We start from the raw sequence: 22145 nt of genomic DNA on the forward strand, positions 1-22145 counted from the left end.
GTGCCAACTGCCTTGCGAGTCGCCTCAGTTGTGACCGAAGCGGCGCTCGCGGTGCTTGCGGGCCACGTCGCCGGGGGTGGCCTCCACGGCGGACTTGGCCTGGGCCTCCATGGCCGAGGACTTGGCCTGCTCCTGGGGCTGAGCGGCTTCGGCCGCCGCCTTCTGCTGGTGGCGGTTCTGCTTACGGTTCTTGGCCATGGTGATCTGCCTCCTGCGGGGGATCTAGGGGCCAGGGCCGGCTTCAGATTCACACAGGCGGAGGAAGAACGCATTTCGGAGTATTACCGTTCGTAACGGGCGATCTTCGCGGGGTGCCCACCCCGAGTTCACGGCTTCCGCCACGCCGAAGATCCAGTTCGGGCCGTTAACCCCACCGCGGTCGGGCAGACTCGAAGGAAACCCGAAGCGAAGCCGCGGGAGTCGTCCCGCGGAGCGTGTCCGGACTGGTGGCAAGTCGGCGGAAAGAGGGTGGATCGCGTGGATCGTTGCATCGTTCTGGTGGATGCCGGATATCTGCTGGGAGCCGCGGCGAGCCTGCTCGCGGGCGAGCCGTCCCGCTCCCGGATTCATGTCGACCATGCCGCCCTCATCCAGGGGCTGCGCGAGCGCGCCGAGGCCGAGACCGGGCGGGAACTGCTGCGCATCTACTGGTTCGACGGGGCGCCCGACCGGGTGCCGCAGCCCGAGCACCGGAGGCTGCGGGTGATGCCGCGGGTCACCGTCCGGCTCGGCGCGCTGACCCGGTCCGACGGGCGGTGGGCGCAGAAGGGCGTCGACGCGGCGATGCACGCGGAGCTGACCGAGCTGGCCCGCAATCGCGCCTGCTCGGACATTGTGCTCGTGACCGGGGACGGGGATCTGCTGCCCGGCATGATGGCCGCCAAGGAGCACGGCGTCGCCGTCCACCTGTGGGCGGTGCAGGCCGCCGACGGCGACTACAACCAGTCCGAGGACCTGGTCGCGGAGGCCGACGAGCGGCGGGTGCTCGACCGGATCTGGATCACCAAGGCCGTACGCGCCAAGGAGCTCGGCGGGATCTGCGCCCCGCCGCCCGTGCCGCGCCCGGAGATCGCCGCGATCCTGTCCGCGCCGCTGCCCGAGTCCGCGCTGTCCTCCGCGGGGCGTTCCGAGGAGACCGGGGGCGCGGCGCCCGTGCAGCATGCGCCCGCCGGGCACGGTGACAACGGTGCGGGGGCTTCGCAGGCCTCGGAGGAGGAGCGGGCCGGTGGCGGCAAGGGCGTCCCCACGCCCAAGGACCTCGCCGCGTTGCGCGGGCCGGGGTCGGGGACGCAGGTCGCGCAGCATCCCGCGAACGCGACGCTGCGGTGGTCGTCCGACAAGGGGTGGGTCGAGCGGCCCGGGGGTGGTGGGGAGCCGGCCGATGTGGCGTCCTTGCCTACGTTGGCGCAGCTCACCACGGCGGAGCAGCGGTGGGCTGATCGCGAGGAGGACATCACCGCGATCGGCGGGGATCCGTACGAGGTCGGGCAGGTGTTCGCGCGGAGGTGGCGGGAGCGGTTGGGGGAGCAGACGGAGTTGCAGAAGCTGGCGACCATGTATCCGCGGGTGCCGCACCGGATCGACGGTGAGTTGTTGCGGTACGCGGCGCGGTTCGGGCTGCTCGCACACAAGGACGACCAGATCGACGAGCACGACCGGTATGCGATCCGGGCGGGGTTCTGGCGCGAGATCGACGTCCGGACGGCGGAACACGCGGCTGCGGGGGAGTAGGCGGCGGGTGGGGTGGGTGGGGTCGTGGTGCTGTTGCGCGGCGCCGGGGTTTTGTGGGCGGTGCCGGGGTCGGCGCTTGTCGTGAGGGGTGCGCGGGGCCGGGGTCTTTGAGCTGTGCCGGGGGCGGCGCCCGTCGTTCGTGTTGCGCGGCACCGGGGTGCCGCCTTGCCCACCCTGCCGCCCCAGGCGGCAGATTGCCCAAGGCGGGTGGGGTCGACCGTCACGGGTGGGGAACCTTGCTTGAGGCGGATTGCCCAAGGCGGTGGGCGTCGACCGTCAGGGGTGGGGAGGCGTTCCTGCGGTGGATTGCGCGAGGCGGCTGGCGGTACCCCGGTGGGCCGACGCCCCCGGAGGGGGCGGGTGGTGGGAGATGGGCGGAGGCCGGGCGATTGCCTGCGGGTGGGTAAATCAAGCCCCTGCGGCGATTGAGCAGCGGGGTCCGGGGCGGAGCCCCGAGTGCGTAACGCCGGTTCGGCCATTCCAGCCCCGCCGGCGATTGAGGCGCGGGGGCCGGGGCGGAGGCCCGGGGTGTAGGGGTGGGGGAGCCGGGTGTACGGCAGGCGTGGGAAATGTCCTGCCCCGCGTGCAATCGTGAACGCCGGACCCCGTAGGCTCCTTCCTCGTGAGTATGCGCACCGATGCCGTCGCCCCTAAGCGTCACGGGGGCGCTGTGGTGTGCGCGGTGCGGGGGCTCCACAAGACGTATCCCGCCTCGCGCGGGCGCCGTGGTGTGCCCGGTACCCCGGAGCTGCGGGCCACGGACGACGTGCGACTCGACATCCGGCGCGGGGAGATCTTCGGGCTCCTCGGGCCGAACGGGGCCGGCAAGTCCACCCTCGTACGGCAGCTGACCGGGCTGATGCGCCCCGACGCGGGAAGCGTCGAGATCCTCGGCCACGACATCGTGCGGCACCCTGAGCGCGCTTCCCGGATCCTCGCCTACCTGGGGCAGGAGTCGACCGCGCTCGATGAGCTGACCGTCGCGCTGGCCGCCGAGACCACTGGGCGGTTGCGGGGACTCCCGCTCAAGGACGCCCGGGCCGCGCGCGACGACGTACTCGACGAGCTGGGACTCACCGCGCTCGCCTCGCGGCCGATCAAGAAGCTGTCCGGCGGCCAGCGGCGGCTCGCCTGCTTCGCGTCCGCGCTCGTCGGGGAGCGGCCACTGCTCGTGCTCGACGAGCCGACCACCGGCATGGACCCCGTCGCCCGGCGCGCCGTCTGGGGCGCCGTCGACCGGCGGCGCGCCGAACGCGGCACGACCGTGCTGCTCGTGACCCACAACGTGATCGAGGCCGAGACCGTGCTCGACCGGGTGGCCGTGCTCGACCAGGGCCGCGTCATCGCCTGCGACACCCCCGCGGGCCTCAAGGAACGCGTCGCCGGCGAGGTGCGCGTGGAACTCGTGTGGCGCCAGGAGGCTCCGATGGAGCTCGACGAGGTGGCGCGGCTGCGCCCGCACGCCGTGGAATCGGGACGGCGCTGGTCGCTGCGGCTCGAACCGGACGCGGCCCGCTCCGCCGTCGCCGCCGTCACCGGCGGCCCGGCCTTCGACTTCCTGGACGACTTCACGCTCGCGACGCCGAGCCTGGAGGACGTGTACCTGGCGCTCGGCGGGAGCCGCAGCGGTGTGAAGGGCCTGGTGAAGGCATGAGCGTCGTTCCCACCGCTCCCGCGGTCGCCTCCGAGCTCGCGCCCGCGCGCCCCGCGCCCGCGCCGGGCCCCGCCGAGGAGACGCTCGCGCCCCGCGCCCGCTTCCTGCCCGCGCTCGCCGCCGTCTACCGGGCACAGCTCAGCCGGGCCCGCGTGGCCCGGATCCCGCTGCTGTTCGTGGCGACGTTCCAGAGCATCGGCATCATGATCCTGATGCGCGGCGTCGTCGAACAGGGCGGCCGTGAGGCGCAGGCCGTGGTGGCCGGTTCCGCGGTGCTCGTCGTCGCGTTCGTCGCGCTGAACCTGCTCGCCCAGTACTTCGGGCAGCTGCGGGCGGCCGGCGGGCTCGACCACTACGCGACGCTGCCGGTGCCGCCCGCTTCCGTGGTGCTCGGCGCCGCGGGCGCGTACGCCTCGTTCACCGTGCCGGGGACCGTGGTCACCGCGGTCGTCGGCTGCCTGATGTTCCAGCTGCCGCTCGCCCACCTGTGGGTGCTCGTCGCGGTGATCCCGCTGGCGGGGGCGGCTCTTGCCGGCCTCGGTGCCGCGCTCGGCCTGCTCGCGCCCCGGCCCGAACTGGCCACGCTGCTCGGCCAGTTGGGCATGTCCGCGGCGCTGCTGCTCGGCGTGCTTCCGGCCGACCGGATGCCGGAGTTCGTGCAGTGGGCGCGGGACCTGCTCCCGTCGACGTACGGGGTCGAGGCCTTCGCGCGTACCTTCGCCGCGCACCCCGACTGGGGCGTGGTCCTGCTCGACCTGGGCGTCTGCGCGGCTGTCGGCGTCGCCTCGCTGGCCGTGGCGACGTGGGCCTACCGTCGGGCCGCCGTCCGCTAGGGCCTGTCCGGAGTTCCCCCGCGGCGTCGCAACGCTGGGCACGCACGCTCACTGCGTTGCCGAAACGCCCGAATAGCTCCGCTATGAGGGCGCTCCGGTGCCTTGCGATCGCACGCACCCAGCGCCGCTCCTTGCTCCACGGGGGAACTTCAGACAGGCCCTGACGCGCCGCACAGCGACGCCTGGCACGATGGCAGTGTGACCGCACCGCTGACACCGCCACCCCATCAGCCCCCGCACAACAACGGGCACAGCAACCCCTGGCAGGCCCCCGACCCCATGACCGGACATCTGCCGCCCGCGCCCCAGGACCCCCAGGAGGACGGCCCCGGGCTCCGGGCCGAACTGCGCGAGGCCGCCGTCGTGACGGTCGGCGTCGCGGTGGTGGGGCTCGCGCTCGGCGCGCTGTGGCTGTGGCTCGCGCCCCGGGTCCCGCTGGTCTCGGACGCCTCGGCGGTCTACCTCAAGGACACCGAGGGCGAGCAGGCCATCGGCATCGACGGAACGTTCACCCTGCTCGGGCTCGCGTTCGGCGTCGTCACCGGTGCGGCCGTCTTCCTGTGGCGCAGGCGCGGGGGCGTTCCACTGGTGGTGGGGTTGGCCCTGGGCAGTCTGCTCGGTGGCGTGCTCGCCTGGCGGTTCGGCGTGTGGCTCGGGCCTGCGCAGAACGTTGCGGCGCACGCGAAGGCCGTTGGCAAGGGGGTGGTGTTTGATGCGCCCCTGGAGTTGAACGCCAAGGGCGCGTTGTTGGCGTGGCCGTTGGCCGGTTTGGTGGTGCACCTGGGCCTTACCGGCCTCTTCGGGCCGCGGGACCCGGATCCGTATTTTGCGACGCCCTACGGGGCGCAGGGGGACGGTGGGGCTTCGCCCACCACCTGAGCGGGCGGCTTGCCGTGTGGCTGTTCAATGCTGCCGGGTGCTGTCTGAGCGTGGTTTGCGCCCCGCGGCGGAGCCGCTGATCGACACAGCCCCGCGCCCCTCTTCGGCCAGATAGTCGCTGGGGCCCTCCCGGTCCACCAGGCGACTCAGCCTCGTCGGGATGTTGAAGCCGATCAGGATGATCACCAGCAGCGTGAGGGCGGACGTCAGGATCGCCAGGGACTGGCCCAGCGACATGCCCGAGGCCAGCCGTGCGCCGAGGACCGGGGCGACCGCGCCGCCCAGCGCGCCCACGTTGTACGTGAAGCCGAGGGACGCCGCGCGGGTCTCGGTCGGGAAGTGGCCCGCGATGTACTTGGGGAGCAGGCCCGAGATGCCCTGCATGCACGCGAGCATGCAGAACAGCAGGATGCCGAGCCCCACCGGGCTGTCGTGGACCGCGAACACCGGGAAGACGAAGGCGAGGCCGACGGTCAGCGTCACCGCGTACGCACGCCGCGTACCGAACCGGTCGCCGATGAAGCCCGCCACCACGCAGCCGACCGCCGTGCCGAAGCCCGCCCAGAAGAGGGCGTCGGTGACCTCGCCGGGGGAGTAGCCCAGCTCGGTCTTCAGGTACGTCGGCAGCAGCGCCTGCACCGGCCAGCTGTAGAGGAACGCGCAGAACACGGTCACCGTCAGCGCCACGTACAGCAGCCAGCGCTTTCGGCCGCCCAGCTGCACCGTGAAGGCCAGCAGACAGGCCGCCGCCACCACGGAGAGGATCGGCACCGCGCCCCCGCCGAGCGGCGTGAACACCGCGAACAGGGCGCCCGTCGCCACGATCACCAGCACCGTGTTGACCGTCGCGAGGCGGCGCGTGGCGAACAGCGGGCGGAACGGGTTGGGCCGCTGACCTGCGTCCGCCACCTGCTCCTGCCACTCCTCCGCCTCGGGCAGTGCCCGCCGCACCCACAGGGCGACCGCCACGGGGAACAGGCCGATGTAGAACAGCCAGCGCCACCCGTGGCCCGGGACCACGAGCCCGTACACCTCGGCCGCGAGGACGCCGCCGAGCGAGAAGCCGGAGATCAGGAAGCCCGACGCGCGGTTGCGCAGCTTCGCGGGCCAGCTCTCCAGGACGTACGTGGCGCTCGCGCTGTACTCGCCCGCCATGCCCATGCCGATCAGCAGGCGCGCGGTGAACAGGCTCGTGTAGTCCCACGCGAAACCGCAGGCGAACGTGCCGAACGAATAGAGCACGATCGAGACGACCATCGCCGCCTTGCGACCGAACCGGTCGCCGAGCGCGCCGAGGACCGCGCCGCCCAGCCAGCGCGTGATGAACGCGCCGGAGACCAGGCTCGCCTGCTCGACCGACGACAGGCCGAAGTCGTGGCCGATCTCGGTCAGTACGAGGGTGATCAGGACGAAGTCGAAGCCGTCGAGGAAGTAGCCGATCCAGGCGGCGAAGAAGGACTTCCACCGGGCGGGGCCGATGTCGGAGTACCAGCGGCCGGAGGCGGCCGCGGGGGTGGTGCCAGGAGTCATCGTCGAATCCAGGGGGCGCGTGGGAGGGGGGATCAGGCGGGCAGGAGGCCGGCCTCGACCAGGTGGCGGCGGACGTACGCGAACTCGGCCTCGCCGAGCGGGATCTGCGGCGCGGCCGTGGCGGGGCAGTCGATGACGCCCTGGAGGTGGACGGCGGCCTTGAACGCGCCGAGCGCCGAGGACGATCCGCCCATGACGGCCGGGTCGCCGGCGTCCGTGATCGCGAACAGCGCGGCGAGGCGGTTCTGCTCGGCGCGGGCCGCGTCCCAGTCGCCGGCGCGGGCGGCTTCGTAGAGCCGGACGTAGCCGTGCGCGTCCACGTTGCCGAGGCCCGGGACGACGCCGTCGACGCCCGCGAGGAGGGCGCCGTCCACGGTCAGTTCGGCGCCCGTGAACACCGAGAACGTGGGGGCCGCGGCGCGCAGCGGGGCGAGCAGGCGGCGCAGGGAGCCCTCGTCGCCACTGGAGTCCTTGAGGCCCGCGAGGGTGCCGTCGGCGGCCAGTTCGAGGATCGTGTCGCGGCTCAGCTTGCTGTGCACGGCGACCGGGATGTCGTACGCGAACAGGGGGAGATCCGCGCCGGAGCGAATCCGGCGGAAGTGGTTCGCGATCTCGGCCGGGTGCGTGCGTGTGTAGAACGGCGCGGTCGCCACGAGCGCGTCGGCGCCCGCCTTCACGGCGTCCTGCGCCCGCTCCAGGACCCGGGCCGTCGTCGTCTCGATGACGCCGGCGAGGACCGGGACCCGGCCCGCCGCGGCCTCGACGGCGGCTTCCAGGGCGGTGCGGCGCTGGGCGTCCGTGAGGTAGGCGGTCTCGCCGCTGGAGCCCAGCATGAAGAGCCCGTGCACCCCCGCGCCGATGAGATGCTCGGCGAGCCGCCGCACCGACGCGACGTCCACCTCGCCCTCGGCGGTGAGCGGGGTGACCAGCGGCGGAACGACGCCCCGGAAGGGGGCGGGGAGCGGGGCTCGGAGAGTCATGGCGGTGGTCTCCAGGGTTAACTGATGGTGTACGGAGATGGGACGTAGGATGTCCTACGTCCTGGAGGTGACAGTGCTCCACCGTCGAGCACACTGTCAAGGGTTCGAAGAGCCCGGCAGAGCACGGGGAAGATCACAGGAGGGGCCTGGATGCGAGCGCTGGTCGCGGACGACGCGCAGCAGAAGATCAAGGAATTCATCGTCGAGGGCGGTCTCGGCCCCGGCGATCCGCTGCCGACCGAGACCGAGCTGATGGAGCGGTTCTCGGTCAGCCGCAACTCGCTGCGCGAGGCCCTGAAGTCGCTTCAGGCCAAGCACATCGTGGAGATCAGGCGCGGGTTCGGGACGTACGTCGGGTCGATGTCGCTCGAGCCGCTGATCGACGGACTCGCGTTCCGCACCGTCGTCGGGCACCGCAGGGGTGAGGACAGCCTGCTCGAACTGCTGCAGATGCGGGAGGCGCTGGAGGCGGGCCTGATGAGCAGCCTCGTGGGCCGGCTCGGCGAGGCGGAGCTCGATGTGCTCGACGGGCTCGTACGGCGGATGCACGAGGAGGTCGCCGGGGGCGGGGCGATCGACGCCGCGACCGACCGGGAGTTCCATCTCGCGCTGTACGGGCCGCTGGCGAACCGGCTGCTCAGCGAGTTGCTCGACGCGTTCTGGAGCGCCTTTCACCAGTCGCGGGCGCAGGACATCGGGCGCGCCCCCGAGAACGCGGACGGCGCGGAGCTGGCCCGGATGCACGGCCGGATCGTCGACGCCGTGCGGGCCGGGGACGCGGAGGCCGCGGAGGCCGCCGTGCATTCGCACTTCGACGACATCCGCGGCCGGTTGAGCAAACGGTGAGCGTCAGAGCCCGTGAGCGGGCTCTCAGGCGGGCCGGTGCCCGTGGTTGGCCTTGCCCTTTTTGATCCGCCACTTGCGCTTGCGCGTCTTCTTCGACATGTCCTGGGTGTCTAGTCGAAGCGGCGGGGTACGTCGAGGGGTCACGCACGACCGACAGGGGCGAGCACGGCATCCGTGAGCGCCGCCAAGTCCCTTGCCGCCAGCTCGACTTCGAGCCCGCGGCGCCCCGCCGAGACACAGATCGTGTCGTGCTTCTCGGCGGAGGAGTCGATGACCGTACGCAGCTTCTTGCGCTGCCCGAGCGGCGAGATGCCCCCGCGTACGTACCCGGTCGTGCGCTCGGCGAGCGCCGGGTCGGCCATGGTGGCGCGCTTGCCGCCGACCGCCGCCGCGAGCGCCTTCAGGTCGAGCTGGCCCGCCACCGGCACGACGCCGACGACGAGCGCGCCGTCCACGTCCGCGACGAGCGTCTTGAACACCCGGTCCGGGGACACGCCCATGGCCTCCGCGGCCTCCTCGCCGTACGAGGCGTGCGCGGGGTCGTGCTCGTAGGAGTGGACGGTGAAGGCGGTGCCCGCGGTGGTGAGGGCGACGGTCGCGGGCGTACCGCCGGACTGGCTCTGCTGCTTCTTGCTCTTCTTCGCCAACGTGCCGATTCCCTGCGTGAATTGAGTGGACGTCAGTTGAGGCTGGTCGACTGCCGGGTGAGCTCCGTCGCCGGCAGCGACGGCAGATGGCGGATGATCGCCGTCTCCGCGCGCAGCAGCGTCAGCTCCTCGCGCAGCCGGGACACCACGTCCTCGGCCTCCAGCAGATGCTGCTTCGTCGGCACGTCGAGGACCGCGGCCGCCGCGACCAGATACGACACCACCGACGGCTCGTCCGGCAGCTCCGCGCCCGTCGTCAGCGAGCGCTCACGGGCGCCCGCGAGGCGCTTCTGGTACGAGCGGAACGCGCGTAGTACGCCCTCCGCGAGGGCGCCCGCCTCCTCGCCGTCCTCCTCGGGCAGCTCCTCCACCTCGGCCGTCAGATACGGGCCCGAGGCGTCGACCGAGTGCAGCTTCACCCGGCGCGTGCCCGTGGCCAGCACCTCGTAGCTGCCGTCCGCGCGCTCCCTGATCGTCGCGGCGTCCGCGATGCAGCCGACGGCGTGGAAGGACGTGATGGGGTCGTCGCCGAAGCCCGCGGCCGGGCCCGCGCCCGCCTCCTTCGTGGTCACCTCGTCGGGCATGCCGGACGCGCTGGGCGCGACCTCGTGGCCGTCGCGGATCGCGACGACCACGAACTGGCGGGGCTCGTCCGAGGTGGACGGCTCGGTGTCGGGCTCCGACGGATCGTCGGGCGACGCCTTCAACAGGTCGCGCATCATGGCGCGATAGCGCTCCTCGAACACGTTCAGCGGGAGCACGAGTCCCGGGAACAGCACCGAGTTGAGCGGGAACAGCGGAAGTCGGACGGTGGTCACGTCGGTCAAGCGTAATGGTCGTCGGAGCGGACCGGTCCGCCGCGCAGCGGCATCGTCGCCGCGACTTCGAGGCGGACCTGTCCGCGCAGCTCCATGAAATGGCCCAGCGGGTCGTCCGTGAGCCGGTCCCAGGGGAACGATGTCGCGTACGGGCCGATGAGCCGCAGCTGCTCGAGGGCGTCCTCCCAGCGTTCGAGTTCGACCAGTACGCAGGTCAGCAGGTTGCGCACTTCGGCGGGCCACGGGTCCGAGGGCTCGTACGAGCGGGAGAGCTCCACGGCGAGGTCGACGGCGGCGTCCAGGCGGGCGCGGGGGATGCCGGTCCGCGGGGCGCCCGATGTCAGATACGCGAGGGCCGCGCGGGCCGGGAGTGCCTGGAGGAGCGAGCCCGGCAGGGCGTCCTGCGCGGCGCGCTCGGCGAAGTCGAAGCACTCGCGGTGCGAGCCGTACCAGGCGGCCGACAGGTACTGCAGGGCCGCGACGTGGCAGCCGTAGTGGTGCGGGGAGCGGCGCACCGCCCGCGCCCACAGCTGCTCGAACTCGGTGTGCGGGGCGTTGGTGCCGCGGGCGTGGTCCAGGGCGATGCGCCAGGGGACCGGGTCGCGGGGGTCGGACTCGGCCGCGGCCAGGATCAGCGGGGTGACCTCGCGCAGGAGCTCGGCGTGGGCGGGGGCGGCGAGGGCGCGGGTGACGGCGAGTTCGGCCTTGACGAGGAGCAGGTCGGGGTCGTGCGGGGACGCCTCCTGCCAGTTCTCGAACCACTCGGGGCGGGCGGCGGCGAACGCGGCGAGGCGCTGCACGCCGCGGTCCCGGTTCTCCCACTCGGCGGCCTCGCGGGTGAGGGCGAGGGCCTTCGCGGCGGGGCCGTGGTCGCCGCGGCCGGCCGCGACGAGGGCCGGGGCGAGGCGGTCGTCCGGGGCGTCGAGGAGGAGTTCCTCGTCCGGGGGGAGGCCGATTCCCAGGGAACCGGTGTGGCGGAGCATGCGGGTGGTGCGGATGAGGGCGCGCAGGAATGGCACGGGGCCTCCTTCTGCGCGTGGGACGGGGTTGCGGGTCTGCGGTGGATTGACGGCTGGGGTGGGCGGAAGGTTGCACGGGGTGGCGGGGTTCTTTGCCGTGTCTTGGCCGGGGCCGTCGTGATCGCTTGCGCGGCACCGGGGGCCGCCTTGCCCACCCTGCCGCCCAAGGCGGCAGATTGCCCAAGGCGGCGGCGCCGAGGAATGTCGCTAGCTTCTGCGGAGCAGTCGCGTTGCGCCCGCTGCCACCGTCGTCGCCAGGATCCAGCCCAGGAGGACCAGGATCGCCGAGGCCCACTGCCAGGGGCCGCGGAGTTGCCAGCTGCCGGCCTGGCCGAGGTCGATGACGGGGAGGAGCAGGTCGAGGGTGAAGAGGGCCGGGTCCCAGACCGGGCCCTCGCCGGGCTTGATGCGCGGGTGCGGGGCCTGGGAGAAGGCGATCGCGCTGAGCGCCCAGACGACCGCCATCCACAGCGCGGCCCGGCCGGGCCGGTACCCGTACGCCACCGTCCAGTCCTGGATGTAGCCCCACACCTTCGCCGCGATCGGCAGCGTCTCGCGGCGCCTGCGCTGCTTGGCGAGCAGCACCTCGCGCGCGTCGGAGTCCTCGCCGCTGTTGCGCAGCACCGTGGCCAGCTGCTCGTACGGCTCCGGGCTGTACTCGGGTGTCGCGGCGGCGAGCCAGTCGAGGCGGCGGGCGAGGGGGAAGGGGCCGGACGCGACGAGGTTCTCGTACTGGAATCCGCCGAGGCGGAGCTGGCCGGGGCCCGGCCAGCTGGTCGATCTGTCGACCAGGTTCGTCGCCCGCGCGCCGGACAGCACGATCCGGCCGCGCTCCGGCTTTTCGCAGAGGAAGCGCAGCTCCGGGGTCTGGACGCGGCGCATGGAGACCTCCTGCTCGTTCTCCATCGTGAAGCGCGCCGAGTCCAGGTCGAGCGCGTCGCCGAACCGGCCGTCGTCGAGCCGCACCCCGCCCACGCACTCGAAGCGCTGCACGCGGGTGCCGCGGGCGGGCGTCATGCCGCCGTTGAGGAGCGGGCCGCCGAGCGCGGCGGGGCCGAGGTACAGCGTCCGCTCGACCGACATCTGCGGAGCGTTCAGGGCCCAGCGGCCCCGGCTGCTGTTCAGCCTGGCGCCGCGCAGCGACAGCGAGACGCCGACCGTCGCGCTGCGCAGTCTCAGCTCGCCGTGCGTCTCGAGCAGTTCAGCCTGGAGGTCCTGGCCGATCGTGAGCCCGTCCGCCATGATCGACTTCCCGCGCCGGTCGCTGAACACGACGGCCTGGTTGAGCAGCAGGTCCGTGCCGATGTGCGCGTCCGTGAGCCGGATCCCGTTGTGGAAGCGGCAGCGGGCGAGGTGAAGATCGCCCTCCGTGTGCACCCGGGCGCCCTCCAGGCGGGGCACCGAGCAGCCGATGAGCCGCACGGTCGTGAAGTGCGCCTCCGGAAGGAGCACCTCCTTCTCGAAGCGGCAGCCCTTCATCTCCAGGTACGGGACGACGTTGCCGCCCGCGAGGTCGAAGACGTCCGTGATCTGTACGCCCTGGAGCTTGAGCGAGGAGACCCGCCCGTCGAGCGCCGGCGGCCCGTCGAGCAGCAGCCACGCCACGATGCGCGCCCGCACGCTGCGCTCCGGGCCCCAGGGGTGCCCGCCGTGCGGATCGTCCCGCCCGCTGTCCCCGGTGCGCAGGTCGTAGACGCTTCCGTTGCGGAACGCCTGCCACATCCCCACCTCGGTGGCGGTCAGCCCGTCCGGCACGTCCCCGTTGCCATTGCCGGTCGTCCCCTCGACCACGCTGTTCTGCCTCCCCCGTGCCACCCGCTGGTTCGTACAACTGTTCATGCCCGCTCTGTGACCGTCTGAACACTTGCGGTGACGCCGCCCTGCGGGTATCAGCCACTGATACAGGGCGCCGAGCGTAAACCCGCATCTGAGAGAATTGTTCTGTGATCTCTCGAATCGATCTGCGCGGCGCCGCCCTCCCCGAGGGCCAGGCCCTGCGCTCGCTGCTGCCCCGAGCCGACTTCGATGTCTCGGCCGCCCTGGAGAAGGTGCGCCCGATCTGCGAGGACGTGCATCATCGTGGCGACGCGGCGCTGATCGAGTACGGGGAGAAATTCGACGGAGTGAAGCTGGAATCCGTACGGGTTCCGGCCGAGGCCATCGACAAGGCGCTCGCCGATCTCGACCCCGCCGTGCGCGCCGCCCTGGAGGAGTCCATCCGCCGGGCCCGCATCGTCCACCGGGAGCAGCGCCGCGGCAGTCACACGACGCAGGTCGTGCCCGGCGGCTCCGTCACCGAGAAGTGGGTGCCGGTCGAGCGCGTCGGCCTGTACGCGCCCGGCGGCCGGTCCGTCTACCCGTCGTCCGTGATCATGAACGCCGTACCGGCGCAGGAGGCGGGCGTCGAGTCGATCGCGCTCGCGTCCCCGCCGCAGAAGGAATTCGGCGGCCTCCCGCACCCGACGATCCTCGCCGCCTGCGCGCTGCTCGGCGTCGACGAGGTGTACGCGGTCGGCGGCGCCCAGGCCGTCGCCATGTACGCGTACGGCACGGAGTCCTGCGCCCCGGCGAACATGGTGACCGGCCCCGGCAACATCTGGGTGGCCGCCGCCAAGCGCTACTTCACGGGCCGCATCGGCATCGACGCCGAGGCAGGACCGACCGAGATCGCGGTCCTCGCGGACGGAGCCGCCGACCCCGTGCACGTCGCCTCCGACCTGATCAGCCAGGCCGAGCACGACCCGCTCGCGGCCGCCGTCCTCGTCACGGACTCTCCCGAACTCGCCGAGGCCGTCGAGAAGGAGCTGGAGCCGCAGGTCGCGGCCACCAAGCACATCGAGGACCGGATCGTGCCCGCCCTCAAGGGGCAGCAGTCCGCGGTCGTGCTCGTCGACTCGCTCGACGACGGCCTCAAGGTCGTCGACGCGTACGGGGCCGAGCACCTGGAGATCCAGACCGCCGACGCCTCGGCCGTGGCCCAGCGCGTCAAGAACGCGGGCGCGATCTTCGTCGGGCCGTGGGCGCCCGTCTCCCTCGGCGACTACGCGGCCGGGTCCAACCACGTGCTGCCGACGGGCGGCTGCGCCTGCCACTCGTCCGGCCTGTCCGTCCAGTCCTTCCTGCGCGGCATCCACATCGTCGACTACACGAAGGACGCCCTCGCCGAGGTCGCGGCCACCGTGGTGACGCTCGCCGACGCAGAGGACCTGCCCGCGCACGGCGCGGCGATCAAGGCCCGTTTCGGGTGGAAGGTGCCACAGAGCAAGTGACCAGGATCGACGACCTTCCCGTACGCGAGGAACTGCGCGGCAAGTCCCCTTACGGTGCACCGCAGTTGGACGTCGCCGTCCGGCTGAACACGAACGAGAACCCGTACCCGCTGCCCGAGCCGCTCGTGCAGCGGATCGCCGAGCGCGTCGCCGACGCGGCCCGCGAGCTCAACCGCTACCCGGACCGGGACGCGGTCGAGCTGCGCACGGAACTCGCCACGTACCTGACCCGTACGACCGGCTACGAGGTCACGTACGAGCAGGTGTGGGCGGCCAACGGGTCGAACGAGGTGCTCCAGCAGCTCCTCCAGGCCTTCGGTGGCCCCGGCCGTCTGGCGCTCGGCTTCGAGCCCTCGTACTCGATGCACCCGCTGCTCGCCCGCGGCACCAACACCGGCTGGGTGAGCGCCCCGCGCCGCGACGACTTCTCGCTCGACGTGCCGGCCGCCGTCGAGGCGATCCGCACGCACAAGCCGCACGTCGTCTTCATCACCAGCCCCAACAACCCCACCGGCAACGCGGTCGCGGCCGAGGACGTCCTCGCGCTGTACGAGGCCGCCGGGCCGGACGCGATGGTGATCGTCGACGAGGCGTACACCGAGTTCAGCCACGGCACCTCGCTGCTGTCGCTCCTCGAGGGCCGCCCGAACCTCGTCATCTCGCGGACGATGTCCAAGGCCTTCGGTGCCGCCGGTCTTCGGCTCGGCTACCTCGCCGCCGACCCGGCCGTGGTCGACGCCGTCCAACTGGTGCGCCTGCCCTACCACTTGTCGGCCGTGAACCAGGCGACGGCGCTCGCCGCCCTGGAGTACACCGACACGCTGCTCCAGTACGTGGAGCAGCTGAAGGCCGAACGCGACCGTGTCGTCGGGGAGTTGGAGGGGCTCGGCTTCGACGTCACCGTCGCCGACGCCAACTTCATCCAGTTCGGCGTCTTCGAAGACCCCCATGCGGTCTGGCAGTTCATCCTCGACCGCGGCGTCCTGATCCGTGACAACGGAGTCCCCGGACGACTGCGCGTCACCGTCGGCACCCCCGAAGAGAACGACGCGTTCCTGGACGCGGCCCGCGAAGTAAAAAAGGAGTTCGGCGCATGAGCCGCGTAGGACGTGTTGAACGTACGACCAAGGAGACCTCGGTCCTCGTCGAGATCGACCTCGACGGCACCGGCAAGGTCGATGTCGCGACCGGGGTCGGCTTCTACGACCACATGCTCGACCAGCTCGGCAAGCACGGCCTGTTCGACCTCACGGTGAAGACCGAGGGCGACCTGCACATCGACTCGCACCACACCATCGAGGACACCGCCCTCGCCCTCGGCGCCGCCTTCAAGCAGGCGCTCGGCGACAAGGTCGGCATCTACCGGTTCGGCAACTGCACCGTGCCGCTCGACGAGTCGCTCGCCCAGGTGACGGTCGACCTGTCGGGACGCCCGTACCTCGTGCACACCGAGCCCGAGAAGCTGGCGCCGATGATCGGCGAGTACGACACGACGATGACCCGGCACATCCTGGAGTCCTTCGTCGCGCAGGCCCAGATCGCGCTGCACGTCCACGTCCCGTACGGGCGCAACGCGCACCACATCGTCGAGTGCCAGTTCAAGGCCCTCGCGCGCGCCCTGCGCTACGCCAGCGAGATCGACCCGCGCGCGGCCGCCGCCGGGATCCTCCCGTCCACGAAGGGCGCGCTGTGAGCGGCCTGTCGGCGGTACTGATCTTCGTCGGCCTCTTCCTCGCCGGCGGCGCCTGGTCCTTCCACAAGCAAGAACTGCCCAAGAGCGTCGTGGTGCTGATGGGAATCGGTTCCGCGATGTGCCTCGTCGCCGGAATCCTGCGGTTGGAGTGGCTCTACTGATGTCGGCCGACAACACCAAGAGCGTCGTCGTCTTCGACTACGGCTTCGGCAATGTGCGCTCCGCCGAGCGCGCCCTGGCCCGCGCGGGCGCCGACGTCGAGATCACCCGCGACTTCGACAAGGCCATGAACGCGGACGGGCTGCTCGTGCCCGGCGTCGGCGCGTTCGCCGCCTGCATGAACGGTCTGAAGGAGGCGCGCGGCGACTGGATCGTCGGCCGCCGCCTCGCCGGCGGCCGCCCCGTGATGGGCATCTGCGTCGGCATGCAGATCCTGTTCGCGCGCGGCATCGAGCACGGCGTGGAGGCGGAGGGCCTCGACGAGTGGCCCGGCGTCGTCGAGCCGCTGAAGGCCGACGTCGTCCCGCACATGGGCTGGAACACCGTGGACGCGCCGCAGGGATCCCAGCTGTTCGCGGGCGTCGACACCGACGAGCGCTTCTACTTCGTGCACTCGTACGCCGTGCAGAACTGGGAGCTCGAAGTCCACAACCCGTCCATGCGTGCGCCCAAGGTGACCTGGTCCACGCACGGCGGCCCGTTCGTCGCCGCCGTCGAGAACGGCGCGCTGTGGGCGACGCAGTTCCACCCCGAGAAGTCCGGCGACGCCGGAGCGCAGCTGCTGAAGAACTGGATCTCCGTACTGTGAGCGTGAACCCTGTGGGCAACAAGCTCGAACTCCTCCCCGCCGTCGACGTCCGCGACGGCCAGGCCGTCCGCCTCGTGCACGGCGAGTCCGGCACCGAGACCTCCTACGGCTCCCCGCTGGAGGCGGCCCTCGCCTGGCAGCGCTCCGGCGCCGAGTGGCTGCACCTGGTCGACCTCGACGCCGCGTTCGGCACCGGCGACAACCGCGCCCTGATCTCCGAGGTCGCCAAGGCCATGGACATCAAGGTCGAGCTGTCCGGCGGCATCCGCGACGACGACTCGCTCGCCGCCGCCCTCGCCACCGGCGCCACCCGCGTCAACATCGGCACCGCGGCCCTGGAGGACCCCGAGTGGGTCGCCAAGATCATCGCCGAGCACGGCGACAAGATCGCGGTCGGCCTGGACGTGCGCGGCACGACGCTGCGCGGCCGCGGCTGGACCCGCGACGGCGGCGACCTGTACGAGACGCTGGAGCGCCTCAACAACGAGGGCTGCGCCCGCTACGTCGTCACGGACATCGCCAAGGACGGCACGCTCCAGGGTCCGAACCTGGAGCTGCTGAAGAACGTCTGCGCGGCCACCGCCCGCCCGGTCGTCGCCTCCGGCGGCGTGTCCTCGCTCGACGACCTGCGCGAGATCGCATCGCTCGTCCCGCTCGGCGTCGAGGGCTCCATCGTCGGCAAGGCGCTCTACGCGAAGGCGTTCACGCTGGAGGAGGCGCTGGAGGCGGTCTCCGTATGACGCTCGCCGTCCGAGTCATCCCCTGCCTCGACGTGGACAACGGCCGCGTCGTCAAGGGCGTCAACTTCCAGAACCTGCGCGACGCGGGCGACCCCGTCGAGATGGCGAAGGTCTACGACGCCGAGGGCGCCGACGAGTTGACCTTCCTGGACATCACCGCGTCCTCCGGCAACCGCGAGACCACGTACGACGTGGTGCGCCGCACGGCCGAGCAGGTCTTCATCCCGCTCACCGTCGGCGGCGGCGTGCGCACCGCCGAGGACGTCGACAAGCTGCTGCGCGCCGGCGCGGACAAGGTGGGGGTCAACACCGCCGCCATCGCCCGCCCGGACCTCATCCGGGAGATCGCCGAGCGCTTCGGCCGCCAGGTGCTGGTCCTGTCGGTGGACGCGCGCCGCACTCCTGAGGGCTCCTTCGAGGTGACGACGCACGGCGGACGCAAGTCGGCCGGCATCGACGCCGTCGAATGGGCGCACCAGGCCGCCGAGTTGGGCGCGGGCGAGATCCTGCTCAACTCGATGGACGCCGACGGCACCAAGGACGGCTACGACATCGAGATGATCGAGGCCGTACGTAAGCACGTGTCGGTGCCGGTCATCGCGTCGGGTGGTGCGGGCAAGCTGGAGCACTTCCCGCCGGCCGTCGCCGCGGGCGCGGACGCGGTGCTCGCCGCGTCCGTCTTCCACTTCGGCGACCTCCGCATCGGCGAGGTCAAGGGCACGCTGCGCGAGGCGGGACACCCCGTCCGCTGATTTCCCACGGGATCATCGACTCCACTACGAGACCGGTGATTTCGCCGATGCGGGTGAGGCGGAACCGGCGCCACCGTGGTCGCTGTCAGTGAGTGACCACGGCGGCGCCCTCGGGACGGGCTCCGCCCCTCCGAGAGGAACCCGTCATCGTGCAGCAGCACAGAAGTGCGGCGCCCCCCGTGCACGCCGGGCGAGCCGCGAACAAGTTCCGAACCCGCCTGATCCGTACGGGACTTGCCACCCTGCTGGCCCTCGGCGGCCTCGCCACCCAGCAGGCCCTGACCGCCGAGGCGGCCGAGAACCCCTACGAGCGCGGCCCCGCCCCCACCGTCTCCAGCATCGAGGCCTCGCGCGGCTCCTACGCCGTCTCGCAGGCCAACGTGTCGTCGCTGAGTGTGAGCGGCTTCGGCGGCGGCACCATCTACTATCCGTCGTCGACGGCGGACGGCACGTTCGGCGCCGTCGTGATCTCGCCGGGCTACACGGCGTACCAGTCGTCGATCGCCTGGCTGGGCCCGCGCCTCGCCTCGCAGGGCTTCGTCGTCTTCACGATCGACACCAACACCACGCTCGACCAGCCGGACAGCCGGGGCCGCCAACTCCTTTCCGCCCTCGACTACTTGACCCAGCAGAGCTCGGTGCGCGGCCGCATCGACAACAGCAGGCTCGGCGTCATGGGCCACTCCATGGGCGGCGGCGGCACGCTGGAGGCCGCCAAGAGCCGTCCCTCGCTCCAGGCCGCGATTCCCCTGACCGGCTGGAACCTCGACAAGACCTGGCCCGAGGTCAAGACGCCGACGCTCGTCGTGGGCGCCGACGGCGACACCATCGCGCCGGTCGCCTCGCACTCCGAGCCCTTCTACCAGAGCCTGCCGAGCTCGCTCGACAAGGCGTACCTGGAGCTGCGCGGCGCCTCGCACTTCACGCCGAACTCGTCCAACACCACGATCGCCAAGTACAGCATCTCGTGGCTCAAGCGGTTCATCGACAACGACACCCGGTACGAGCAGTTCCTCTGCCCGCTGCCGAGTTCGAGCCTGACGATCGCGGAGTACCGGGGCAACTGCCCGCACACGTCGTGACGTTGTGATGTCGTGACGTCGTAAGGTTTCGACGTCATGAGGTTCTGACGTCCTGTGCGGTGGCACAGGACACCAATGCGCCGGTTGGGTTTCCTCCCAACCGGCGCTGCGCTTGCGGCGATCCGTACCTAGAGTGGATCAAGTGAGCGGAAGAACCGTCCTGTTGCTTGCCGCCGCCGCGTACGAGGCCGACCCCGAGGGGCCCGGCGTCGACGCGGGGCTCGTGCTGCGGGCCGCCGCGGCGGCCGGGCTCGGCGCGGATGCCCTGGACGCGGCCGAGCGGGCGGGCCTGAGGCGCGATCCGGACGGCCGGCTGCGGCTGCAGGGGCGGCGCAGGCTCTACGAGGCCGTGCAGCCGGAGCGGCGCAGGGCCGCGCACCGGTTGCTCGCCGCCGCGGCGACGGGGGAGCGGCAGCGGTCGGCGGGGCTGCTGCACCGGTCGCTCGGCGCGGCTTATCCGGACCCGGGGCTCGGCGCGGAGCTGGCGGCGGCGGAGGGCGCGCCCCACGGGGAGCGCTGCACGGCGCTCGCCCACGCGGCAGGACTCGCCGAGGATCCCGCGGTCCGCGCCGAGTGGCTGGTCGCGGCGGCGGACCACGCGAGGCTTGCGGGCCGCCCGCACCGGGCGCGTGAACTCCTGCACCAGGTGGGCGAGTTCGGTGACCTGGCGGGCCTTGACGCCGTACGGGGACGCGCCGCTCTGATCCGGGGCCTGCTGGCGCTGCGCGACGGTCCCGTGGCGGACGCCCGTGAATCCCTGTTGCTGGCGGCCCGCCTCTGCGCACAGCCGGCCGCCCTCGAAGCGCGCCTCGGCGCGGCGGAGGCGTCCTGGGCGCTGGGGGACTCGGAGGGATACCGGGAGGCGGTCGAGCACGGAGGGCGTGCGCGCCTGGCGGATTCCGCCCTCGACTACCGGGTCGGCATGGCCGCGTCCCTCGGGGAGCGGGCCGGAGTGGGGCGGGTTGCGCTGCGGCGGGTCGTGGCGCGGTCCGCCGGGGAGCGGGAGCCGGCCGCGCTGCTGATGGCCGGGGCCGCCGCGCTCGTCGCCGGGGACGTGGACGCGGCCTGCCGCCTCGGCAGCCGTGCGCTCGCCGCCGCGCGGGACCGGGACGCGGGGGCCGAACTGCCGCGCGCCCTGGAGCTGCTCGCCTACGGTGAGCTGCGCTCCGGGCGGCACGTACGGGCTCGCGCCCATGCCGAGGAGGGGGTGCGGGCCGCGGTCGCCGCGGGGCAGCGCAACGTGCTCGCGCATCAGCACGCCGTCCTCGCGCTCGTCGCCTCGCTCGACCGTGACGTCGACACCGTCGCCCGGCATGCCGCCGCCGCGCAGCACGTCGCCGATCGGCACGGGCTGGTGCAGGCCGCGACGCTCGCCCAATGGGCGCTCGCCCGGGCCGACTTGGCGCGCGGCGACGCGGCGCGGGCGGCCGCCCGGCTCGGGCCGCTCGTCGGTCCCGGTCCACGGCGGGGGCACTTCGGCATCCGGATGCTGGCCGTGCCCTGCCTGGTGGAGGCGGCGGTGCTCGCGGGGGAGCCGGGTGGGGCGCAGGCCGCGGTCGGCGAGTTCATGGTGTGGGTCGAGCGCGGCCACGACCCGATCGCTCCGGCGCAACTCGCCCGCTGTATGGCCCTGTTGGCGATGGGTGACCCGGTCGTGGCCGAGTCCCGCTTCGAGGAATCCCTGGCCCGGCACGAGCGGATGGGCGGCGACTTCGAGCGGGCCCGCACTCTTGCCCTGTACGGCAAGTGGTTGCGCCGCACGCGACGTCCGGCTCGCGCGCGTACGTTGCTGCGTGACGCGCTGGTTGCCTTCGAGCGGTGCGGGGCGACGGTCTGGGCCGTGCAGATGGCGGCGGAGTTGCGGGCCACGGGGGAGTTGTCGGACGACACGGAACCGCCGGGACGGCTGGCCGAGTTGACGCCTCAGCAGTTGCGGATCGCCCGCTGCGTCGCGAAGGGCGACACCAATCGGGAGGTCGCCCGACGGCTCTCGGTGAGCCCCCGCACGGTGGACCACCACCTCCGCAACGTCTTCGCCCAACTGGGCATTCGCTCCCGCGTGGAGCTGGCGCGTTTGGTGGATCGGACGGAGGCGGCGGGCCGCGCGTGAGCGCGTCGCGCGCGGGTCGCGGGTAACTGGTGCGCGGCGCCGGGGTCTTGGGTCCGTGCCGTGGTCGACGCCTCCCGTCCTGGTCGCGCGGAGCCGGTCCTGGTCCAGCTGGGCCGGGGTGGGCGCCCTCGCGCTCGGCACACGGCACCGGCCCCTGTCCGGCTGCGCCGGTGCCCGCTCATCTCCCGCCCCTCCCGCCCCCTCCGGGGGCTTTGGCCCGTCCGGGGCCCGGTTGCTGTGCCGGGGCCGGGGCCTCCGGTCCTGGTTGCGCGGCACCGGATCTTGGGGCTTAGCCGGGGTGGACGCCCTTGCGCTCAGCGTCGGGCACCGGCCCCTGTCCGGCTGCGCCGCTGCCCGCTCATCTCCCACCCGCCCGCACCCTCCGGGGGCTTCGGCCTGCCCGGGGCCGGGTTGCTGTGCCGTGGTCAGCGCCTGTCGTAGCTGTTGCGCAGCACCGGGGTGCCGCCGTGCCGTGGTCGGCGCCTCCCGTCCTGGGTGCGCGGCACAGGTCCTTGTCCGGCGGTGCCGGGGGTGGGGGCCCTCGCGCTCGGCACACGGCGCCGGCCCCTGTCCGGCTGCGCCGCTGCCCGCTCATCTCCCACCCACCCGCCCCCTCCGGGGGCTTTGGCCCGTCCGGGGCCCGCGGGGCCGGCGCCTCCGGCCCTGGTTGCGCGGCACCGGGTCTTGAGGCTTAGCCGGGGTGGGCGCCCTTGCGTTCGGTGCGCGGCGCCGGCCCCTGTCCGGCTGTGCCGGT

General features: G+C 72.5%; 21 protein-coding genes. 14 read left to right on the forward strand and 7 right to left on the reverse strand.

Annotated elements, in window-relative coordinates:
- Window positions 1–24: 24 nt before the first annotated feature.
- Complete coding sequence (locus ACYSUO_RS35240) at window positions 25–198, reverse strand: hypothetical protein (protein WP_461780285.1); 174 nt, start codon at window positions 196–198, stop codon at window positions 25–27.
- Window positions 199–477: 279 nt separating this feature from the next.
- On the opposite strand from ACYSUO_RS35240, the gene ACYSUO_RS35245 reads away from it, so the two are divergent.
- From ACYSUO_RS35245 to ACYSUO_RS35260, 4 genes are all read left to right on the forward strand, one after another.
- Window positions 478–1731, forward strand: a complete 1254-nt coding sequence (locus ACYSUO_RS35245; RefSeq protein ID WP_461780286.1) for an NYN domain-containing protein — start codon at window positions 478–480, stop codon at window positions 1729–1731.
- A 628-nt stretch (window positions 1732–2359) separates the two neighbouring features.
- Window positions 2360–3385: an ABC transporter ATP-binding protein gene (locus tag ACYSUO_RS35250; RefSeq protein WP_426906928.1), complete on the forward strand. Its 1026-nt coding sequence runs from the start codon at window positions 2360–2362 to the stop codon at window positions 3383–3385.
- Window positions 3382–4218 (forward strand): ABC transporter permease, encoded by an 837-nt coding sequence (locus tag ACYSUO_RS35255; RefSeq protein WP_461780287.1) that lies wholly within the window; start codon window positions 3382–3384, stop codon window positions 4216–4218. Before ACYSUO_RS35250 ends, ACYSUO_RS35255 begins: the two co-directional genes overlap by 4 nt.
- Before the next feature lie 198 nt (window positions 4219–4416).
- Window positions 4417–5097, forward strand: a complete 681-nt coding sequence (locus ACYSUO_RS35260) for a DUF2567 domain-containing protein (RefSeq protein WP_461780288.1) — start codon at window positions 4417–4419, stop codon at window positions 5095–5097.
- Between the two features lie 24 nt (window positions 5098–5121).
- Here the strand turns inward: ACYSUO_RS35260 and ACYSUO_RS35265 are convergent, their stop codons facing one another.
- Both ACYSUO_RS35265 and ACYSUO_RS35270 read right to left on the reverse strand, forming a co-directional pair.
- Window positions 5122–6627, reverse strand: coding sequence for a sialate:H+ symport family MFS transporter (locus ACYSUO_RS35265; protein WP_461780289.1), 1506 nt, complete (start codon window positions 6625–6627; stop codon window positions 5122–5124).
- 32 nt (window positions 6628–6659) lie between these two features.
- Entirely contained in the window at window positions 6660–7607 is a 948-nt protein-coding gene (locus tag ACYSUO_RS35270) for a dihydrodipicolinate synthase family protein (RefSeq protein ID WP_461780290.1), read from the reverse strand.
- A gap of 150 nt (window positions 7608–7757) precedes the next feature.
- On the opposite strand from ACYSUO_RS35270, the gene ACYSUO_RS35275 reads away from it, so the two are divergent.
- On the forward strand, window positions 7758–8453 hold the full coding sequence (locus ACYSUO_RS35275; protein WP_461780291.1) for a FadR/GntR family transcriptional regulator: 696 nt from the start codon (window positions 7758–7760) through the stop codon (window positions 8451–8453).
- A 140-nt stretch (window positions 8454–8593) separates the two neighbouring features.
- On the opposite strand, the gene ybaK is transcribed toward ACYSUO_RS35275, so the two are convergent.
- The 4 genes from ybaK to ACYSUO_RS35295 all read right to left on the reverse strand — a co-directional run bounded on the left by ybaK (window position 8594) and on the right by ACYSUO_RS35295 (window position 12659).
- On the reverse strand, window positions 8594–9100 hold the full coding sequence (gene ybaK, locus ACYSUO_RS35280) for a Cys-tRNA(Pro) deacylase (protein ID WP_461780292.1): 507 nt from the start codon (window positions 9098–9100) through the stop codon (window positions 8594–8596).
- A gap of 32 nt (window positions 9101–9132) precedes the next feature.
- Window positions 9133–9918 carry an LON peptidase substrate-binding domain-containing protein gene (locus ACYSUO_RS35285; protein WP_426904112.1) on the reverse strand — a complete coding sequence of 262 codons (786 nt, stop codon included), beginning with the start codon at window positions 9916–9918 and terminating at the stop codon, window positions 9133–9135.
- 5 nt (window positions 9919–9923) lie between these two features.
- The gene (locus ACYSUO_RS35290) at window positions 9924–10901 is read right to left on the reverse strand and encodes a hypothetical protein (RefSeq protein ID WP_461780331.1); all 978 of its coding nucleotides are present in this window, start codon (window positions 10899–10901) and stop codon (window positions 9924–9926) included.
- 243 nt (window positions 10902–11144) lie between these two features.
- On the reverse strand, window positions 11145–12659 hold the full coding sequence (locus ACYSUO_RS35295; protein WP_461780332.1) for an oxidoreductase: 1515 nt from the start codon (window positions 12657–12659) through the stop codon (window positions 11145–11147).
- A gap of 221 nt (window positions 12660–12880) precedes the next feature.
- On the opposite strand from ACYSUO_RS35295, the gene hisD reads away from it, so the two are divergent.
- From hisD to ACYSUO_RS35340, 9 genes are all read left to right on the forward strand, one after another.
- Window positions 12881–14206, forward strand: coding sequence for a histidinol dehydrogenase (gene hisD / locus ACYSUO_RS35300; RefSeq protein WP_461780293.1), 1326 nt, complete (start codon window positions 12881–12883; stop codon window positions 14204–14206).
- Window positions 14203–15303, forward strand: coding sequence for a histidinol-phosphate transaminase (locus ACYSUO_RS35305; protein WP_461780294.1), 1101 nt, complete (start codon window positions 14203–14205; stop codon window positions 15301–15303). The genes hisD and ACYSUO_RS35305 overlap by 4 nt, the downstream gene beginning before the upstream one ends.
- Window positions 15300–15899 carry an imidazoleglycerol-phosphate dehydratase HisB gene (hisB, locus tag ACYSUO_RS35310; protein WP_403849747.1) on the forward strand — a complete coding sequence of 200 codons (600 nt, stop codon included), beginning with the start codon at window positions 15300–15302 and terminating at the stop codon, window positions 15897–15899. The genes ACYSUO_RS35305 and hisB overlap by 4 nt, the downstream gene beginning before the upstream one ends.
- The gene (locus tag ACYSUO_RS35315; RefSeq protein ID WP_356388036.1) at window positions 15896–16060 is read left to right on the forward strand and encodes a hypothetical protein; all 165 of its coding nucleotides are present in this window, start codon (window positions 15896–15898) and stop codon (window positions 16058–16060) included. The genes hisB and ACYSUO_RS35315 overlap by 4 nt, the downstream gene beginning before the upstream one ends.
- A complete protein-coding gene (gene hisH, locus ACYSUO_RS35320) occupies window positions 16060–16707 on the forward strand; it encodes an imidazole glycerol phosphate synthase subunit HisH (RefSeq protein WP_426904115.1) in 648 nt (215 codons plus the stop codon). The genes ACYSUO_RS35315 and hisH overlap by 1 nt, the downstream gene beginning before the upstream one ends.
- Window positions 16708–16718: 11 nt before the next feature.
- On the forward strand, window positions 16719–17447 hold the full coding sequence (priA, locus tag ACYSUO_RS35325) for a bifunctional 1-(5-phosphoribosyl)-5-((5-phosphoribosylamino)methylideneamino)imidazole-4-carboxamide isomerase/phosphoribosylanthranilate isomerase PriA (protein WP_461780333.1): 729 nt from the start codon (window positions 16719–16721) through the stop codon (window positions 17445–17447).
- Entirely contained in the window at window positions 17444–18199 is a 756-nt protein-coding gene (gene hisF, locus ACYSUO_RS35330; RefSeq protein WP_461780295.1) for an imidazole glycerol phosphate synthase subunit HisF, read from the forward strand. Before priA ends, hisF begins: the two co-directional genes overlap by 4 nt.
- A 149-nt stretch (window positions 18200–18348) precedes the next feature.
- On the forward strand, window positions 18349–19281 hold the full coding sequence (bdeA, locus tag ACYSUO_RS35335) for a bis(hydroxyethyl) terephthalate hydrolase (RefSeq protein WP_461780296.1): 933 nt from the start codon (window positions 18349–18351) through the stop codon (window positions 19279–19281).
- A gap of 142 nt (window positions 19282–19423) precedes the next feature.
- Window positions 19424–21391, forward strand: coding sequence for a LuxR C-terminal-related transcriptional regulator (locus tag ACYSUO_RS35340; RefSeq protein WP_461780297.1), 1968 nt, complete (start codon window positions 19424–19426; stop codon window positions 21389–21391).
- Window positions 21392–22145 lie beyond the last annotated feature (754 nt).

It is taken from the genome of Streptomyces sp. UC4497 (genome assembly GCF_054871485.1).